The sequence below is a fragment of the Jejubacter calystegiae genome (assembly GCF_005671395.1).
In the GTDB taxonomy this organism is placed as follows: domain Bacteria; phylum Pseudomonadota; class Gammaproteobacteria; order Enterobacterales; family Enterobacteriaceae; genus Jejubacter; species Jejubacter calystegiae.
On the sequence record NZ_CP040428.1, the window covers coordinates 745,720 to 759,938 of the forward strand.

The window sequence follows — 14,219 nt, forward strand, 5'->3', positions numbered from 1 at the left end:
GTCAGGGCCCGCGCGCGAAGAGATTAAGGCAGAGGCTTCACAGACAGAATAACGATCGGTTTTGTCGGTACATTCTGGTAAGGGCCGACATCGTGAGTCTGGGTCTGAGAGATCTTATCGACAACGTCCATTCCTTTCACAACTTTACCAAATACCGCATAACCGAAGTCACGCTGGCCGTGGTCGAGGAAAGCGTTATCGGCCACGTTGATAAAGAACTGGCTGGTGGCGCTGTCTTTATCTGCCGTACGCGCCATCGCAATAGTGCCACGGGTATTACGCAGACCATTGTCCGCTTCGTTCTTAATCGGCGGCTTCGGCTGCTTCTGCTGCAATTCTTTGTTAAAACCGCCGCCCTGAACCATAAAGCCCGGAATCACGCGGTGGAAGACGGTACCGTTATAAAAACCGCTGTTGGCATAGTCCAGGAAGTTTTGTACTGAAACCGGCGCTTTCTGGCTATCCAGCTCAAGTTCAATATCGCCTGCAGAGGTATTCAACAGAACGTGCGGGGAGCCTTTTGCCGCCAGTGCGGCGGGAGAAAGCGTTGAAAGGGCAAACACGGTAACGACCGCTGCCAGGGTCGATTTCAGCATGAACGGTTCCTTTGAGAAGCTTGAGGGGAATTGATTGATTTTAAAGAGCCTCGCTGCGTCATGCCAGCCATTTACCTTTTTTTACGATGGCTCCATGACTGGCAGCTAAAACGGTTTTTTAGTTCAAAAACGGGACTCAAAACACAAAACAAAAAGCTTATTTCATAAAATAAACAGTAAAAAGTTTAAATTGATCACATTAATGTCTAGACTTCGAGCGCTTACCGCGCCGTCAATGCGCTTTACACTTCTATTCACAGGTTCGTTATGACCAGTCACAATCGTATCAAGCTTACCTGGATCAGTTTTCTCTCCTACGCCCTGACCGGGGCGCTGGTGATTATCACCGGAATGGTCATGGGAAATATCGCAGATTACTTCGGTCTGCCGGTCTCCAGCATGAGTAATACTTTCACCTTTCTTAACGCCGGGATCCTGATCTCCATCTTCCTGAATGCCTGGCTAATGGAAATCGTTCCGCTAAAAACCCAGCTGCGTTTTGGCTTCATATTGATGATCCTGGCGCTGGCGGGGCTGATACTCGGCCACAGCCTGGCTCTCTTTTCCGCCTCGATGTTCGTCATGGGCCTGGTCAGCGGTATTACCATGTCTATCGGTACCTTTCTGATTACCCATATGTATGAAGGCCGTCAGCGCGGCTCCCGGTTGCTGTTTACCGACTCCTTCTTCAGCATGGCAGGCATGATTTTTCCGATGCTGGCCGCCTTTCTGCTGGCGCGCAGCCTTACCTGGTACTGGGTGTACGTCTGCATCGGCCTGATCTACGTCGCCATTTTCCTGTTGACCCTGGGCTGCCAGTTTCCGGCCCTGGGGCGCCACGCCGCTCCTGAGCAGCAGAAAGCGCCGAAAGAGAAATGGGGAATCGGCGTTCTGTTCCTGTCCATCGCGGCACTCTGCTACATCCTCGGCCAGCTGGGTTTTATCTCCTGGGTCCCGGAATACGCCAGGCAGTTGGGAATGAATCTGAACGATGCCGGCAGGTTGGTCAGTAACTTCTGGATGTCCTATATGCTGGGCATGTGGGCCTTCAGCGTGATACTGCGTTTCTTCGATCTGCAGCGCATCCTGACGGTGCTGGCGCTACTTGCCACGCTGCTGATGTACGGCTTTATTACCAGCAGCGCCCCACATCTGCCGTGGTTTATTCTGGCGCTTGGCTTTTGCTCCAGCGCTATCTACACCTCGATTATCACCCTGGGCTCGCTACAGACCCGGGTGGCGTCACCGAAACTGGTTAACTTCGTGCTGACCTGCGGCACCATCGGCACCATGCTGACCTTTGTGGTCACCGGCCCAATAGTCGCCCACAGCGGGCCACAGGCAGCGCTGTTTACCGCCAATGGTCTCTATGCCGTGGTCTTCCTGATGTGCCTGCTACTGGGATTTGTCTCCCGTCACCGCCAGCATGCCAGTATCGTGAAACAGTGACCGATCTACTCACGACCGATTCCTCCCTCTCGGGGGGAATCGCTCCCCAACCTGCCAATATTCCCCCTAAAGAAACTGCTCAATTAAAAACCAGCATTTTCCGCCACTTAGATATCCACTTAAAAATCAAGAATATACCCATTAAGGGGTATACAGGAGCGAAATTGATCTGAATCAATAATAACCGGTGCTGAATCGTTAAAGTCATCGGTAATAGAAAAGAAATCGAGGCAAAAATGAGCAAAGTCAGACTCGCTATTATCGGTAACGGCATGGTCGGCCATCGCTTTATCGAAGAGCTTCTTGATAAAGCTGAACCCGGGCAATTTGATATCACCGTTTTTTGTGAAGAGCCCCGTATCGCCTACGACCGTGTCCACCTCTCCTCTTACTTTTCCCACCATACTGCTGAAGAACTGTCGCTGGTGCGGGAAGGCTACTACGAGAAACACGGCGTACAGGTGCTGGTTGGCGAACGCGCCATTACCATCAATCGCCAGGAGAAGGTTATCCACTCCAGCTCTGGTCGTACGCTTTACTACGACAAGCTGATTATGGCTACCGGCTCCTATCCATGGGTACCGCCCATTAAAGGCGCCGAAACCCAGGACTGCTTCGTCTACCGTACTATCGAAGACCTGAACGCCATTGAAGCCTGCGCCCGTCGCAGCAAGCGTGGTGCCGTAGTCGGCGGTGGGCTGCTGGGTCTGGAAGCGGCCGGTGCGCTGAAGAACCTGGGGGTAGAAACCCACGTCATCGAATTCGCCCCCATGTTGATGGCCGAACAGCTCGACCAGATGGGCGGCGAACAGCTGCGCAATAAGATCGAGCGCATGGGCGTGAAAGTTCACACCAGCAAGAACACCCAGGAGATCGTTCAGGGCGGCCAGGAAGCGCGTAAAACCATGCGCTTTGCCGACGGCAGCGAGCTGGAAATCGACTTTATCGTCTTCTCTACCGGTATTCGTCCCCAGGACAAGCTGGCGACCCAGTGCGGCCTTTCCGTAGCGCAACGTGGCGGTATTGTTATCAACGACCAGTGCCAGAGCTCTGACCCGGATATCTACGCCATCGGTGAATGCGCCAGCTGGCATAACCGCGTATTTGGTCTGGTCGCCCCTGGCTACAAGATGGCGCAGATCGCCGTTGACCATCTGCTGGGCAATATCAGCACCTTTGAAGGCGCCGATATGAGCGCCAAGCTGAAACTACTGGGCGTGGACGTCGGCGGTATCGGCGATGCGCACGGCCGCACGCCGGGCTGCCGCAGCTATGTCTACCTCGATGAAAACAAAGAAGTTTATAAGCGCCTGATCGTAAGCGAAGACAACAAAACCCTGCTGGGTGCGGTACTGGTCGGCGATACCAGTGACTACGGCAACCTGCTACAGCTGATGCTGAACGCCATTGAGCTGCCGGAAAACCCGGACTCGCTGATCCTGCCTGCCCATGCGGGCAGCGGCAAACCAGCTATCGGCGTGGATAAGCTCCCCGACAGCGCGCAGATCTGCTCCTGCTTCGATGTCACCAAAGGCGCCCTGGTCGCCGCCATCAACAAAGGCTGCCACACCGTTGCCGCGCTGAAGGCGGAAACCAAAGCCGGTACCGGCTGTGGGGGTTGTATCCCGCTGGTCACCCAGGTGCTGAACGCCGAACTGGCGAAACAGGGTATTGAAGTGAACAACCACTTGTGTGAACACTTCGCATTCTCCCGCCAGGAGCTGTACCACCTGATCCGCGTGGAAGGCATTAAAACCTTCAACCAATTACTGGAAAAATACGGTAAAGGCTACGGCTGTGAAGTCTGTAAGCCGACCGTAGGCTCCCTGCTGGCCTCCTGCTGGAATGAGTATGTGCTGGAGCCTCAGCACACGCCGCTGCAGGACACCAACGACAACTTCCTGGCGAACATCCAGAAAGACGGTACCTACTCGGTGATCCCCCGCTCCGCAGGCGGCGAAATCACCCCGGAAGGGCTGATAGAGGTAGGTCGTATCGCCCGTGAATTTAACCTCTACACCAAAATCACTGGCTCCCAGCGTATCGGCCTGTTCGGCGCCCAGAAAGACGATCTGCCGGAAATCTGGCGTCAGCTGATTGAAGCGGGCTTCGAAACCGGTCACGCCTATGCCAAAGCGCTGCGTATGGCGAAAACCTGCGTCGGCAGCACCTGGTGCCGCTACGGCGTGGGCGACAGCGTCGGCTTTGGCGTTGAGCTGGAAAACCGCTACAAAGGTATCCGCACCCCGCACAAAATGAAGTTCGGGGTTTCCGGCTGTACCCGTGAATGTGCCGAGGCCCAGGGCAAAGACGTTGGGGTTATCGCCACCGAAAAAGGCTGGAACCTTTACGTTTGCGGTAATGGCGGGATGAAACCGCGCCACGCCGATCTGCTGGCCGCAGATCTTGACCACGACACCCTGGTCCGCTACCTCGACCGCTTTATGATGTTCTACATCCGTACCGCCGACAAACTGCAGCGTACTTCGGTCTGGCTGGAAAACCTGGAAGGCGGCATCGACTACGTGAAGAGCGTCATCATCGACGACAAGCTGGGCCTTAACGCACAGCTTGAAGCTGAGTTGGCCCGTCTGCGCGAAGCCTTTGCCTGTGAATGGAGCGAAACGGTAAATAACCCGCAGGCCCAGGTTCGCTTCCATCACTTTATTAACAGCCCGCAGCGCGACCCGAATGTGCAGGTGGTGCCTGAGCGCCAGCAGCATCGTCCGGCCACGCCCTATGAACGCATTCCGGTAACCCTTGTGGAGGAGAACGCATGAGCCAGTGGACCACCGTCTGCCCGTTAGCCGACATCCTGCCCGCCACCGGCGTCTGCGCCCTGGTGGGTCAGCAGCAGGTGGCTATCTTCCGCCCGCGTGCGGATGAGCAGATCTACGCCATCAGCAATATTGACCCCTTCTTCGAAGCCAGCGTGCTGTCGCGCGGCATCATTGCCGAACACCTGGGCGACCTTTGGGTCGCCAGCCCGCTGAAGAAGCAGCGCTTCCGTCTGCGCGACGGACTGTGCATGGAAGATGAGGGCCGTTCCGTGGCGCACTTTGAAGCCCGCGTCCAGGACGGCCAGGTACAGATTAAAGCCTGATACACCACGCCCCCTTCGGCCACGCAGGGGGCGTTATTTTTTGGGGAAATACCCGATCATAAAGGGTATCCCCGGCCCATTTATTTTTCTTTTTTACTTTTTTATTTTGACTTAAGGATAACCACTGCATGTTCACCGACACCATCAAGCTGTGTGCGGCGAATGCCGCGCGCATTGCCCGCCTCAACCGCACCAATCCTCTGGGTTTCTGGATAGCCTCCGCTATGGCCGGCGCCTATGTCGGACTGGGTATCATCCTCATCTTCACCCTCGGTAATTTGCTCGATCCCTCAGTACGTCCGCTGGTAATGGGCGCAACCTTTGGTATCGCCCTGACGCTGGTGATTATCGCCGGTTCCGAACTCTTTACCGGCCATACCATGTTCCTGACACTGGGCGTCAAAGCAGGCACCATCAGTCAGCGCCAGATGTGGGGCATTCTGCCTCAGACCTGGCTCGGCAATCTGCTGGGCTCGGTGTTCGTGGCGCTGCTCTATTACTGGGGCGGCGGTAGCCTGCTGCCGGTAGACACCAGCCTTATCCACAGCGCGGCGCTGGCGAAAACCACGCAGCCGGGCATGGTGCTGTTCTTTAAAGGCATCTTGTGTAACTGGCTGGTTTGTCTGGCGATCTGGATGGCAATTCGCAGCGAAGGGGCGGCGAAGTTCATCGCTATCTGGTGGTGCCTGCTGGCCTTTATCGCTTCTGGCTACGAGCACTCCATCGCCAATATGACGCTGTTCGCCCTCTCCTGGTTCGGTAACCACGGCGACAGCTTCACCCTGGCAGGGATCGGCCATAATTTACTGTGGGTCACCCTGGGTAACACCGTCTCCGGCGCTATTCTGATGGGGCTGGGTTACTGGTACGCCACACCGCGCGCCGAACGCCCGCAGCCTCAGCGCACAGAGGCTCAGGAGCAGGTCGCAGGCTAACCCCTTCTCTCTCCCCGCCCGCGCCATATTCAGCGGGCGGGGTTGCTGGTATGCTGTTTTGCCTTGCCGGGTGTCCCAACGGACGCCATCGCAGCCCGGCGAGCATTACCGATAAAAGATGAGGAAAAAGACACCGTGGATCACCTGCCCATATTTTGCCAGTTACGTGACCGCGCCTGCCTGCTGGTAGGCGGCGGCGATGTCGCAGAGCGCAAGGCGCGGCTTCTGCTGGAGGCAGGCGCCAGTCTGACCGTTAACGCGCTCGACTTTGTTCCTCAGTTTCAGGCCTGGGCAAATGCCGGGCTGCTGACCCTGGCGCAGGGCCCCTTTGACGAAGCGCTGCTGGATGAGTGCTGGCTGGCCATTGCCGCCACCGACGATGACGCGGTCAACCAGCAGGTCAGCGACGCTGCCGAAGCGCGGCGTATCTTCTGCAACGTGGTGGATGCCCCTAAGCAGGCCAGCTTTATCATGCCCTCCATTATCGACCGTTCCCCGCTGATGGTCGCCATCTCTTCCGGTGGTACCTCTCCGGTGCTGGCGCGTCTGCTGCGTGAAAAGCTGGAATCGATACTGCCTTTGCACCTGGGCCAGGTCGCCCACTACGCGGGCCAGTTACGCAAGCGCGTGAAAGACCGTTTTACCACCATGGGCGAACGACGCCGCTTCTGGGAGAAGTTTTTCGTCAACGATCGGCTGGCCCAATCGCTGGCCAACCGCGATGACAAAGCGGTTACCCAGGTCACCGAAGCGCTGTTCAATGAACCGCTGGATAATCGCGGCGAAGTGGTACTGGTGGGCGCCGGGCCGGGCGACGCCGGTCTGCTGACCCTGAAAGGGCTACAGCAGATCCAGCAGGCCGATATTGTGGTTTACGATCGGCTGGTTTCCGACGACATCATGAACCTGGTGCGTCGCGATGCGGATCGGGTTTTCGTCGGCAAGCGGGCAGGCTATCACTGCGTTCCCCAGGAGGAGATTAACCAGATCCTGCTGCGCGAGGCCCAACGCGGTAAGCGCGTGGTGCGTCTTAAAGGCGGGGATCCTTTTATCTTCGGGCGCGGAGGCGAAGAGCTGGAGGTGCTGTGCAACGCCGGCATTCCCTTCTCGGTAGTTCCGGGGATTACCGCCGCATCGGGCTGTTCCGCCTACGCCGGTATTCCGCTGACTCACCGGGACTACGCCCGGGGCGTGCGCCTGATCACCGGCCATCTTAAGCACGATGGCGAAGAGCTTAACTGGCAGAGCCTGGCGGCTGAAAAACAGACTCTGGTGTTCTATATGGGCCTGAATCAGGCGGCAGAGATCCAACAAAACCTGATTGCCCACGGAATGTCGCCGAAAGTGCCGGTGGCGCTGGTGGAAAATGGCACTGCCATTACCCAGCGGGTAGTGGACGGGACTCTGGCGCAGTTAGGCGAACTGGCACAGCAGGTCAAAAGCCCCAGCCTGATTATCGTCGGCCGCGTGGTGGCCCTGCGCGATAAGCTGAACTGGTTCTCTAACCACTGATTCGCAATAACAAAAAAGCTCCCGGTGGGAGCTTTTTTGTTGGTTAGTTGCGGTTACGGCTGCGCGACAAAGCCGATAGCCTCATAGACCTTTTTCAGCGTCTCCTGGGCGCGGGCGCGGGCTTTATCCGACCCTTCCTTCATCACCTTTTGCAGGAAAGCTTCGTCATTGCGGTAGCGGTGATAACGCTCCTGCAGCTCGCTCAGCATTCCGGAAACCGCATCCGCCACTTCGCCTTTCAGATGGCCATACATCTTGCCTTCGAAGTGCTGTTCCAGCTCGCTGATGCTCTGGCCGGTAACGCCGGAAAGAATATCCAGCAGGTTAGAAACCCCGGCTTTGTTGGTCAGGTCATAGCGCACTACCGGCGGCTCGTCGGAGTCGGTTACCGCGCGTTTGATCTTCTTCACTACCGCTTTCGGCTCTTCCAGCAGGCCGATCACGTTGTTGCGGTTATCGTCCGACTTGGACATCTTTTTGGTCGGCTCCAGCAGCGACATCACGCGGGCGCCGGACTTAGGAATGAACGGCTCAGGGATCCGGAAAATCTCGCCATAAATGGCGTTAAAGCGCTGGGCCACATCGCGGCTCAGTTCCAGATGCTGCTTCTGATCTTCCCCAACCGGAACCTGATTGGTCTGATACAGCAGGATATCCGCCGCCATCAGCACCGGGTAGTCAAACAGACCGGCGTTGATATTTTCCGCATAGCGGGACGACTTATCCTTAAACTGAGTCATGCGGCTCAGCTCGCCGAAATAGGTGTAGCAGTTCAGCACCCAACTCAGCTGCGCATGCTCCGGCACGTGCGACTGAACGAAGATGGTGCTTTTTTCCGGGTCGATGCCGCAGGCCAGATAGAGCGCCAGGGTATCCAGAGTCGCCTTACGCAGCTGCGCAGGATCCTGGCGAACCGTAATCGCGTGCTGGTCGACGATGCAGTAGATGCAGTGGTAATCATCCTGCATGTTCACCCACTGACGCAGCGCACCCATATAGTTCCCGATGGTTAACTCTCCTGACGGCTGCGCGCCGCTAAAGACGATGGGCTTAGTCATTGGCTCATTCCTGATGTTCGTATTGGGGAAGCCCAAGCAAGGGCAAAAGTTCATGGAAGCGATCGAGCACCTTGTCAGGGTTGCTAAGCGCGATCGCTTCGCCGTAATTGTAACCGTAAGTCATACCGACCGAGGGACAACCCGCGGCCCGGGCGGCCTGAATATCATTACGCGAATCGCCGACGAAGAGCAATGCTTGCGGGGAAATGCCCAGCCGCTCCGCCACCCGAAGAATCGGTTCCGGGTGCGGCTTTTTGTTCTCGACATCGTCGCCGCCGATAATCGGCTCGAAGTAACCCGACAGCCCCAGGCTTTCCAGGATCGGCCGCACAAAGGGGGTGGGCTTATTGGTGACCAGCGCCAGCGCCACACCATGCTGTTTTAGCGCGGCCAGGGTTTCTGCAACCGCCGGGAACAGGAAGCTCCCCTGTTCAGCGACTTCGCCATAATAGCGATCGAACAGTTTGCGCATCATACGGCGCATTTCGTCGTCCGGCTGCGGTTCGCCTTTACCTTCGGCCTTTTCTTTCAGAGCCCAGCATAACGCCCGCTCCGCCAGCACATCGGCGCCATTGCCAATCCAGGTAATGACCCGATCTTCACCGGCCCGAGGCAGCTCCAGCGCGTAAAGCGCGTTATCCACCGCCTCGGTCAGACCCGGAGCGCTGTCCACCAGGGTGCCGTCAAGATCGAAGGCAACGGCACGCAGGGTTGAAAACTTATCCATGACTCACCTTTGCCAGTTCACTACGCATCTGATCAATTACCGCTTTATAATCCGGCTTCCCGAAGATAGCCGATCCCGCGACAAACATATCGGCTCCCGCCGCGGCAATCTCGCCAATGTTGTCGGCCTTCACGCCGCCATCCACTTCCAAGCGGATATCCAGACCAGAGGCATCAATGCGCTCACGTACCTGACGTAGTTTTTCCAGGGTATGGGGAATAAACGACTGTCCACCGAAACCGGGGTTGACTGACATCAGCAGGATCACGTCCAGCTTATCCATCACGTGGTCCAGATAAGTCAGCGGCGTGGCGGGATTAAAGACCAGTCCGGCCTTACAGCCGTGCTCTTTAATAAGCTGCAAAGAGCGATCGATATGTTCAGAAGCTTCAGGGTGGAAGGTGATGATGCTGGCGCCCGCCGCCGCAAAGTCGGGAATGATGCGATCCACCGGTTTCACCATCAGATGTACATCAATCGGCGCGGTAATACCGTAATCGCACAGCGCCTTAAGCACCATGGGACCAATGGTCAGGTTAGGGACATAGTGGTTGTCCATAACGTCGAAGTGCACCACATCGGCACCGGCCGCCAGCGCCTTCGCGGTATCTTCCCCCAGCCGTGCAAAATCGGCCGAGAGGATAGAGGGGGCAATCAGATACTGTTTCATCCACTTCTCCTGTTCAACGCTTCGTCTGCGGCGGCTAAGGCCTGAAGCGGCTTGTAGAGCGCCAGTAGTTCGTCTACCTTCTTACGCGTTCCGCCATTGCTGCTGATGCTGCGCCGGACGCTCACCTTGTACAAATCCGTCGCCTGCTGGTACCAGTCCTGAGTCAGCACGGTATCGTGGTTGGAGATCAACACCGGAATGCCGCGCCCGGACAGCTCTTCCGCCAGACGGGCCAGCTGTTGCTGATGCGCCAGGCTAAAGCTGTTGGTGTGGTAAGCCGTAAAGTTGGCCGTTGCGGAAAGCGGCGCATAGGGCGGATCGCAGTAGACCACCGAACCCGGCGGCGCATCACCCATGCTATCGATATAGGACTGGCAGTGGAAGGTGGCCTTCTGCGCCTGAGCCGCAAAGTGATACAGCTCAACCTCAGGAAAATAAGGGCGGCTGTATCGGCCAAACGGCACATTAAATTCGCCGCTCAGATTATACCGGCACAGGCCATTGTAACCGTGGCGATTAAGATAGAGGAACAGCACCGAACGCCGCAGCGCGTCGCGGCTCTGATTGAACTCATCGCGCAACGCATAATAGGCATCCGAGGTGTTATTCGCTACACAAAACAGCGCCCGCGCTTCACGTACATACTCCTCCGGCCGTTCCTTCACGATGTTATAGAGCTGGATCAGATCGCTGTTGATATCAGCCAGAACATAACGCTGGTAATCGGTATTGAGGAATACCGAACCTGCGCCAACGAAAGGTTCGATCAAACAGTCACCTTTGGGAAGGTGACGTTTGATCTCTTCCAGCAGGGGGTATTTCCCCCCCGCCCATTTCAAAAAAGCGCGATTCTTTTTCATGCTGCCTGACAATTTTATACCTTCTCCAGCTGTGGAGAAGCTCCGACAGCATACTGCGCTTCGATCATTGTTTCAGGTCGGACTGCACCTGAGCAACAGGTTTGGTCCACGGATTTCTGGCCTGTACGCCGGAAGGCAGTGAGGCCACTGCGCTTTTCGCCGCATCTTTAGAGGCGTAGACGCCTTTGACCAACACGTACCAGGGTTTACCGTTACGTACCGTCTGATAAACCACATAGTCCTGCAGGTTCTCTTTCTTCGCCCAGGCGCTCAGATTGTTGTAGTTCGAAGAGCTGCTCAACTGCAGCGTATAGTGACCGGAAGGCGCGGACTGCAACGCACCGCCGTTACCGCTCAATACCTTGCTGGTAGCGGCGACCGTCGGTGCCGTCTGCTGAGTCGAACTGGTGGTCGCCGCTTTCTGCGTCGGCTCAGGCTTGCTGCTGGCCGTGGTCGCAACCTTCTGCGCAGGCTGAGTGGTTTCGCTCTTCGCTTTCACCGGCTCGCGAGTCGCCTTTGCGGTGGAAGCCGTACTCTTCGGCGCGCTGGCATGCTGCTGCGTGCTGGTCCGCGGCGGCTGTTCACTTACCGTTTTCTTACGCTCCTGACGAGGCTCACTGCGGTGAGAGGGCTGCTGAGACGCGGTCTGATGCGGCGCGCTGCTCGCCGTGCTGCGGTGGCCATTACCGACCGGCGCCACAGTAGCTGGCTGGGTCGGCAGCGTTGAAGAGCCTGGGCTTGCGACAACATCCATCTGCTGTTGATTCTGCTGACCCCGATCGCCGGTCAGCGCAGTGTTCAGATCGCCCTGAACCTCAACGCGCTGCTGGCCCTGTTGTGCGACCTGAGGCTGGGACTGCGTCGGCGTTTGGGAAACCGGCGGCAGAGAGATATCCTGCGGGTTACCGTTGTTCTGCGCATCGCTGCCCTGAGGCGCCATGGCATTATTATCAGGCTGCGGGTTGCCGTTATCGGCACCGTTGGCGGAAAGGTCAATATTCTTCTCGCCGCCGCTGTCTGCCGTACGGTTATCGTCAGAAGAAGGCCCCTTCAGCGCAGAGCCAATACCGATAATCACCAGCAGCAGTACCAGAATCCCCACCCCCATCATAATGTGCTGACGCGAGGCAGGTTTACGGGCCGGGGTAGCTTTACGGCGGCGCGGGCGACGCTCATCGTCGTCATCGGCCGCGGGGCGGACAGTTTCACGCTGCGGCTCGTCATCCGCCGTCTCTTCACGGCGACGACCGGGACGAACATCATCTTCATCAATATCAACATCATCGACGTTGATACTGGGTTCATTATCACGCTCATGGCTGGCGCCGTTACGCTGGCGGCCAGAACGTCGGTCACTGGGATCGGGTTTCAGCTCGTCTTCCGGTTTAAACTCATCCATTTAACACCCCCACTCACAGGCCAACGCCTGATAAAAAAGCACTGTTAGCGCATCAACTACGGAGCCGCCCGCGGGCGGCTACCTGTCTGCCCGATATTGGTCCGGGCATCTGTTAACTCTTATTGTTCACGCTGGCAGGCAATCGGCAATAGCCTCCAGCACTAAATCGTGCGCCACGCCCGCGCGAACTTCACTTTTCCCGATAGCCTGCGGCAATACCAGACGTAATTCGCCGCCCAGCACTTTTTTGTCACGCAGCATATGGGGAAGATAACTTTGCGGCGCCATCTGTACCGGGCCTTCCACCGGCAGCCCCGCACGCGTCAGCAGCGCTATAATACGCCGGGTATCGTCTTCGGAGAACTGTCCAAGGCGCTGGGCGGTGCGTGCCGCCATCACCATACCCGCAGCAACGGCTTCGCCGTGCAGCCAGTTGCCATAGCCCATTTCAGCTTCGATGGCATGACCAAAGGTATGGCCCAGATTCAGTAAAGCACGCAGACCACTTTCCCGCTCGTCGGCCGCCACAACCTCTGCCTTCAGTTCACAGCAACGACGGATACACCAGGACATCGCCGCTTCATCATGTGCCAGCAGCGCATCCAGATTCTGTTCAAGCCACGTAAAGAATTCGGCATCGAGAATCACGCCATATTTGATGACTTCCGCCAGGCCGGAGGCCAGCTCACGGGCGGGCAGCGTCTTCAGACAGTCGAGATCGATAATCACCGAGGCAGGCTGCCAGAAGGCGCCAATCATATTTTTACCCAGCGGATGGTTAACCGCCGTTTTGCCTCCTACCGAGGAGTCTACCTGCGCCAGCAGGGTGGTGGGCACCTGGATAAAACGCACGCCGCGCTGATAGCAGGCGGCAGCAAAACCGGTAAGGTCACCAATCACACCGCCACCAAGGGCAACCAGCGTGGTATCGCGACCGTGAGGCTTTTTCAGTAGTGCGGTAAACACCGAATCCAGCGAAGTCAGGCTTTTATACTGTTCGCCATCCGGCAGAATAATCTGGTCAACCTTAACGCCCGCCTGTTCCAGCACGGCGCGCACAGGTTCAAGGTAGAGAGGCGCCAGGGTTTCGTTGCTGACCAGCATAACCCGATCGCCAGCAGCCAGGGGCCAGAATGCATCCGCTGAGTTGAACAATCCGGATGCGATGGTGATGGGGTAACTGCGTTCCCCAAGGGTGACGGTCAACCTCTCCATGACGCTCAGTACCTTTTTTGCTTGTGCTGACGAACGAGTCTGTTATCTAAACAGAATTAGTTGTTTTCCAACATATGAATAATCTGGTTGGCAACAACTTTAGCACTTTGATCGTCAGTGCGGATCGTCACATCAGCAATCTCTTCATACAGCGGATTGCGTTCACCGGCCAGATTTTCCAGAACCTCGCGCGGCGGCGCATCGACCTGCAGCAGCGGGCGCTTTTTATCGCGCTGAGTGCGTGCCAGCTGTTTCTCGATGGTCGTCTCCAGATAGACAACTACGCCGCGTGCAGAGAGACGATTGCGGGTTTCGCGGGATTTGACAGAGCCACCGCCCGTAGCCAGCACGATACCCTGCTTCTCTGTGAGTTCATTAATGATTTTTTCTTCACGATGGCGGAAACCTTCTTCGCCTTCAACGTCGAAGACCCATCCCACATCCGCTCCGGTTCGTTTCTCAATCTCTTGATCAGAATCGTAGAATTCCATATTGAGCTGCTGAGCTAACTGGCGCCCAATAGTGCTTTTGCCGGCACCCATAGGCCCAACCAGAAAGATATTGCGTTTCTCTGCCATTTTTTCGGTACTACGTAAGACAATTCGTTGATGATAAACCCACCCCATTCGTACCCTGGGGGCGAGACATGAACTGAAACCTCATTGCGTGAGTTCGAGAATCAGACTGAAAATTAT

The 14,219-nt window shown here is 56.7% G+C and carries 13 protein-coding genes; 5 read left to right on the forward strand and 8 right to left on the reverse strand.

Going from position 1 to position 14,219, the window contains the following annotated elements:
• Nucleotides 1–23 precede the first annotated feature (23 nt).
• A complete protein-coding gene (gene ppiA, locus FEM41_RS03545; RefSeq protein WP_138094497.1) occupies nucleotides 24–596 on the reverse strand; it encodes a peptidylprolyl isomerase A in 573 nt (190 codons plus the stop codon).
• A gap of 267 nt (nucleotides 597–863) precedes the next feature.
• Here ppiA and tsgA point away from each other — a divergent pair, with 267 nt between their 5' ends.
• The 5 genes from tsgA to cysG all read left to right on the forward strand — a co-directional run bounded on the left by tsgA (nucleotide 864) and on the right by cysG (nucleotide 7,595).
• A complete protein-coding gene (gene tsgA / locus FEM41_RS03550; protein ID WP_138094499.1) occupies nucleotides 864–2,045 on the forward strand; it encodes an MFS transporter TsgA in 1,182 nt (393 codons plus the stop codon).
• A 236-nt stretch (nucleotides 2,046–2,281) separates the two neighbouring features.
• Nucleotides 2,282–4,825 carry a nitrite reductase large subunit NirB gene (gene nirB / locus FEM41_RS03555; RefSeq protein WP_138094502.1) on the forward strand — a complete coding sequence of 848 codons (2,544 nt, stop codon included), beginning with the start codon at nucleotides 2,282–2,284 and terminating at the stop codon, nucleotides 4,823–4,825.
• Entirely contained in the window at nucleotides 4,822–5,148 is a 327-nt protein-coding gene (gene nirD, locus FEM41_RS03560) for a nitrite reductase small subunit NirD (protein ID WP_138094504.1), read from the forward strand. Before nirB ends, nirD begins: the two co-directional genes overlap by 4 nt.
• Before the next feature lie 128 nt (nucleotides 5,149–5,276).
• Nucleotides 5,277–6,083, forward strand: coding sequence for a nitrite transporter NirC (gene nirC / locus FEM41_RS03565; protein WP_138094506.1), 807 nt, complete (start codon nucleotides 5,277–5,279; stop codon nucleotides 6,081–6,083).
• 135 nt (nucleotides 6,084–6,218) lie between these two features.
• A complete protein-coding gene (gene cysG / locus FEM41_RS03570; RefSeq protein ID WP_138094508.1) occupies nucleotides 6,219–7,595 on the forward strand; it encodes a siroheme synthase CysG in 1,377 nt (458 codons plus the stop codon).
• Between the two features lie 53 nt (nucleotides 7,596–7,648).
• On the opposite strand, the gene trpS is transcribed toward cysG, so the two are convergent.
• From trpS to aroK, 7 genes are all read right to left on the reverse strand, one after another.
• Nucleotides 7,649–8,653, reverse strand: a complete 1,005-nt coding sequence (gene trpS, locus FEM41_RS03575; protein ID WP_138094510.1) for a tryptophan--tRNA ligase — start codon at nucleotides 8,651–8,653, stop codon at nucleotides 7,649–7,651.
• A gap of 4 nt (nucleotides 8,654–8,657) precedes the next feature.
• On the reverse strand, nucleotides 8,658–9,380 hold the full coding sequence (locus tag FEM41_RS03580) for a phosphoglycolate phosphatase (RefSeq protein ID WP_138094512.1): 723 nt from the start codon (nucleotides 9,378–9,380) through the stop codon (nucleotides 8,658–8,660).
• Nucleotides 9,373–10,050: a ribulose-phosphate 3-epimerase gene (gene rpe / locus FEM41_RS03585; RefSeq protein ID WP_138094514.1), complete on the reverse strand. Its 678-nt coding sequence runs from the start codon at nucleotides 10,048–10,050 to the stop codon at nucleotides 9,373–9,375. The genes FEM41_RS03580 and rpe overlap by 8 nt, the downstream gene beginning before the upstream one ends.
• Nucleotides 10,047–10,910 carry an adenine-specific DNA-methyltransferase gene (gene dam / locus FEM41_RS03590; RefSeq protein WP_138094516.1) on the reverse strand — a complete coding sequence of 288 codons (864 nt, stop codon included), beginning with the start codon at nucleotides 10,908–10,910 and terminating at the stop codon, nucleotides 10,047–10,049. Before dam ends, rpe begins: the two co-directional genes overlap by 4 nt.
• A gap of 64 nt (nucleotides 10,911–10,974) precedes the next feature.
• Nucleotides 10,975–12,309, reverse strand: a complete 1,335-nt coding sequence (damX, locus tag FEM41_RS03595; protein WP_138094518.1) for a cell division protein DamX — start codon at nucleotides 12,307–12,309, stop codon at nucleotides 10,975–10,977.
• Between the two features lie 126 nt (nucleotides 12,310–12,435).
• Nucleotides 12,436–13,524 carry a 3-dehydroquinate synthase gene (gene aroB / locus FEM41_RS03600; protein WP_138094520.1) on the reverse strand — a complete coding sequence of 363 codons (1,089 nt, stop codon included), beginning with the start codon at nucleotides 13,522–13,524 and terminating at the stop codon, nucleotides 12,436–12,438.
• A 56-nt stretch (nucleotides 13,525–13,580) separates the two neighbouring features.
• Complete coding sequence (aroK, locus tag FEM41_RS03605; RefSeq protein WP_138094522.1) at nucleotides 13,581–14,102, reverse strand: shikimate kinase AroK; 522 nt, start codon at nucleotides 14,100–14,102, stop codon at nucleotides 13,581–13,583.
• Between the last annotated feature and the right edge of the window lie 117 nt (nucleotides 14,103–14,219).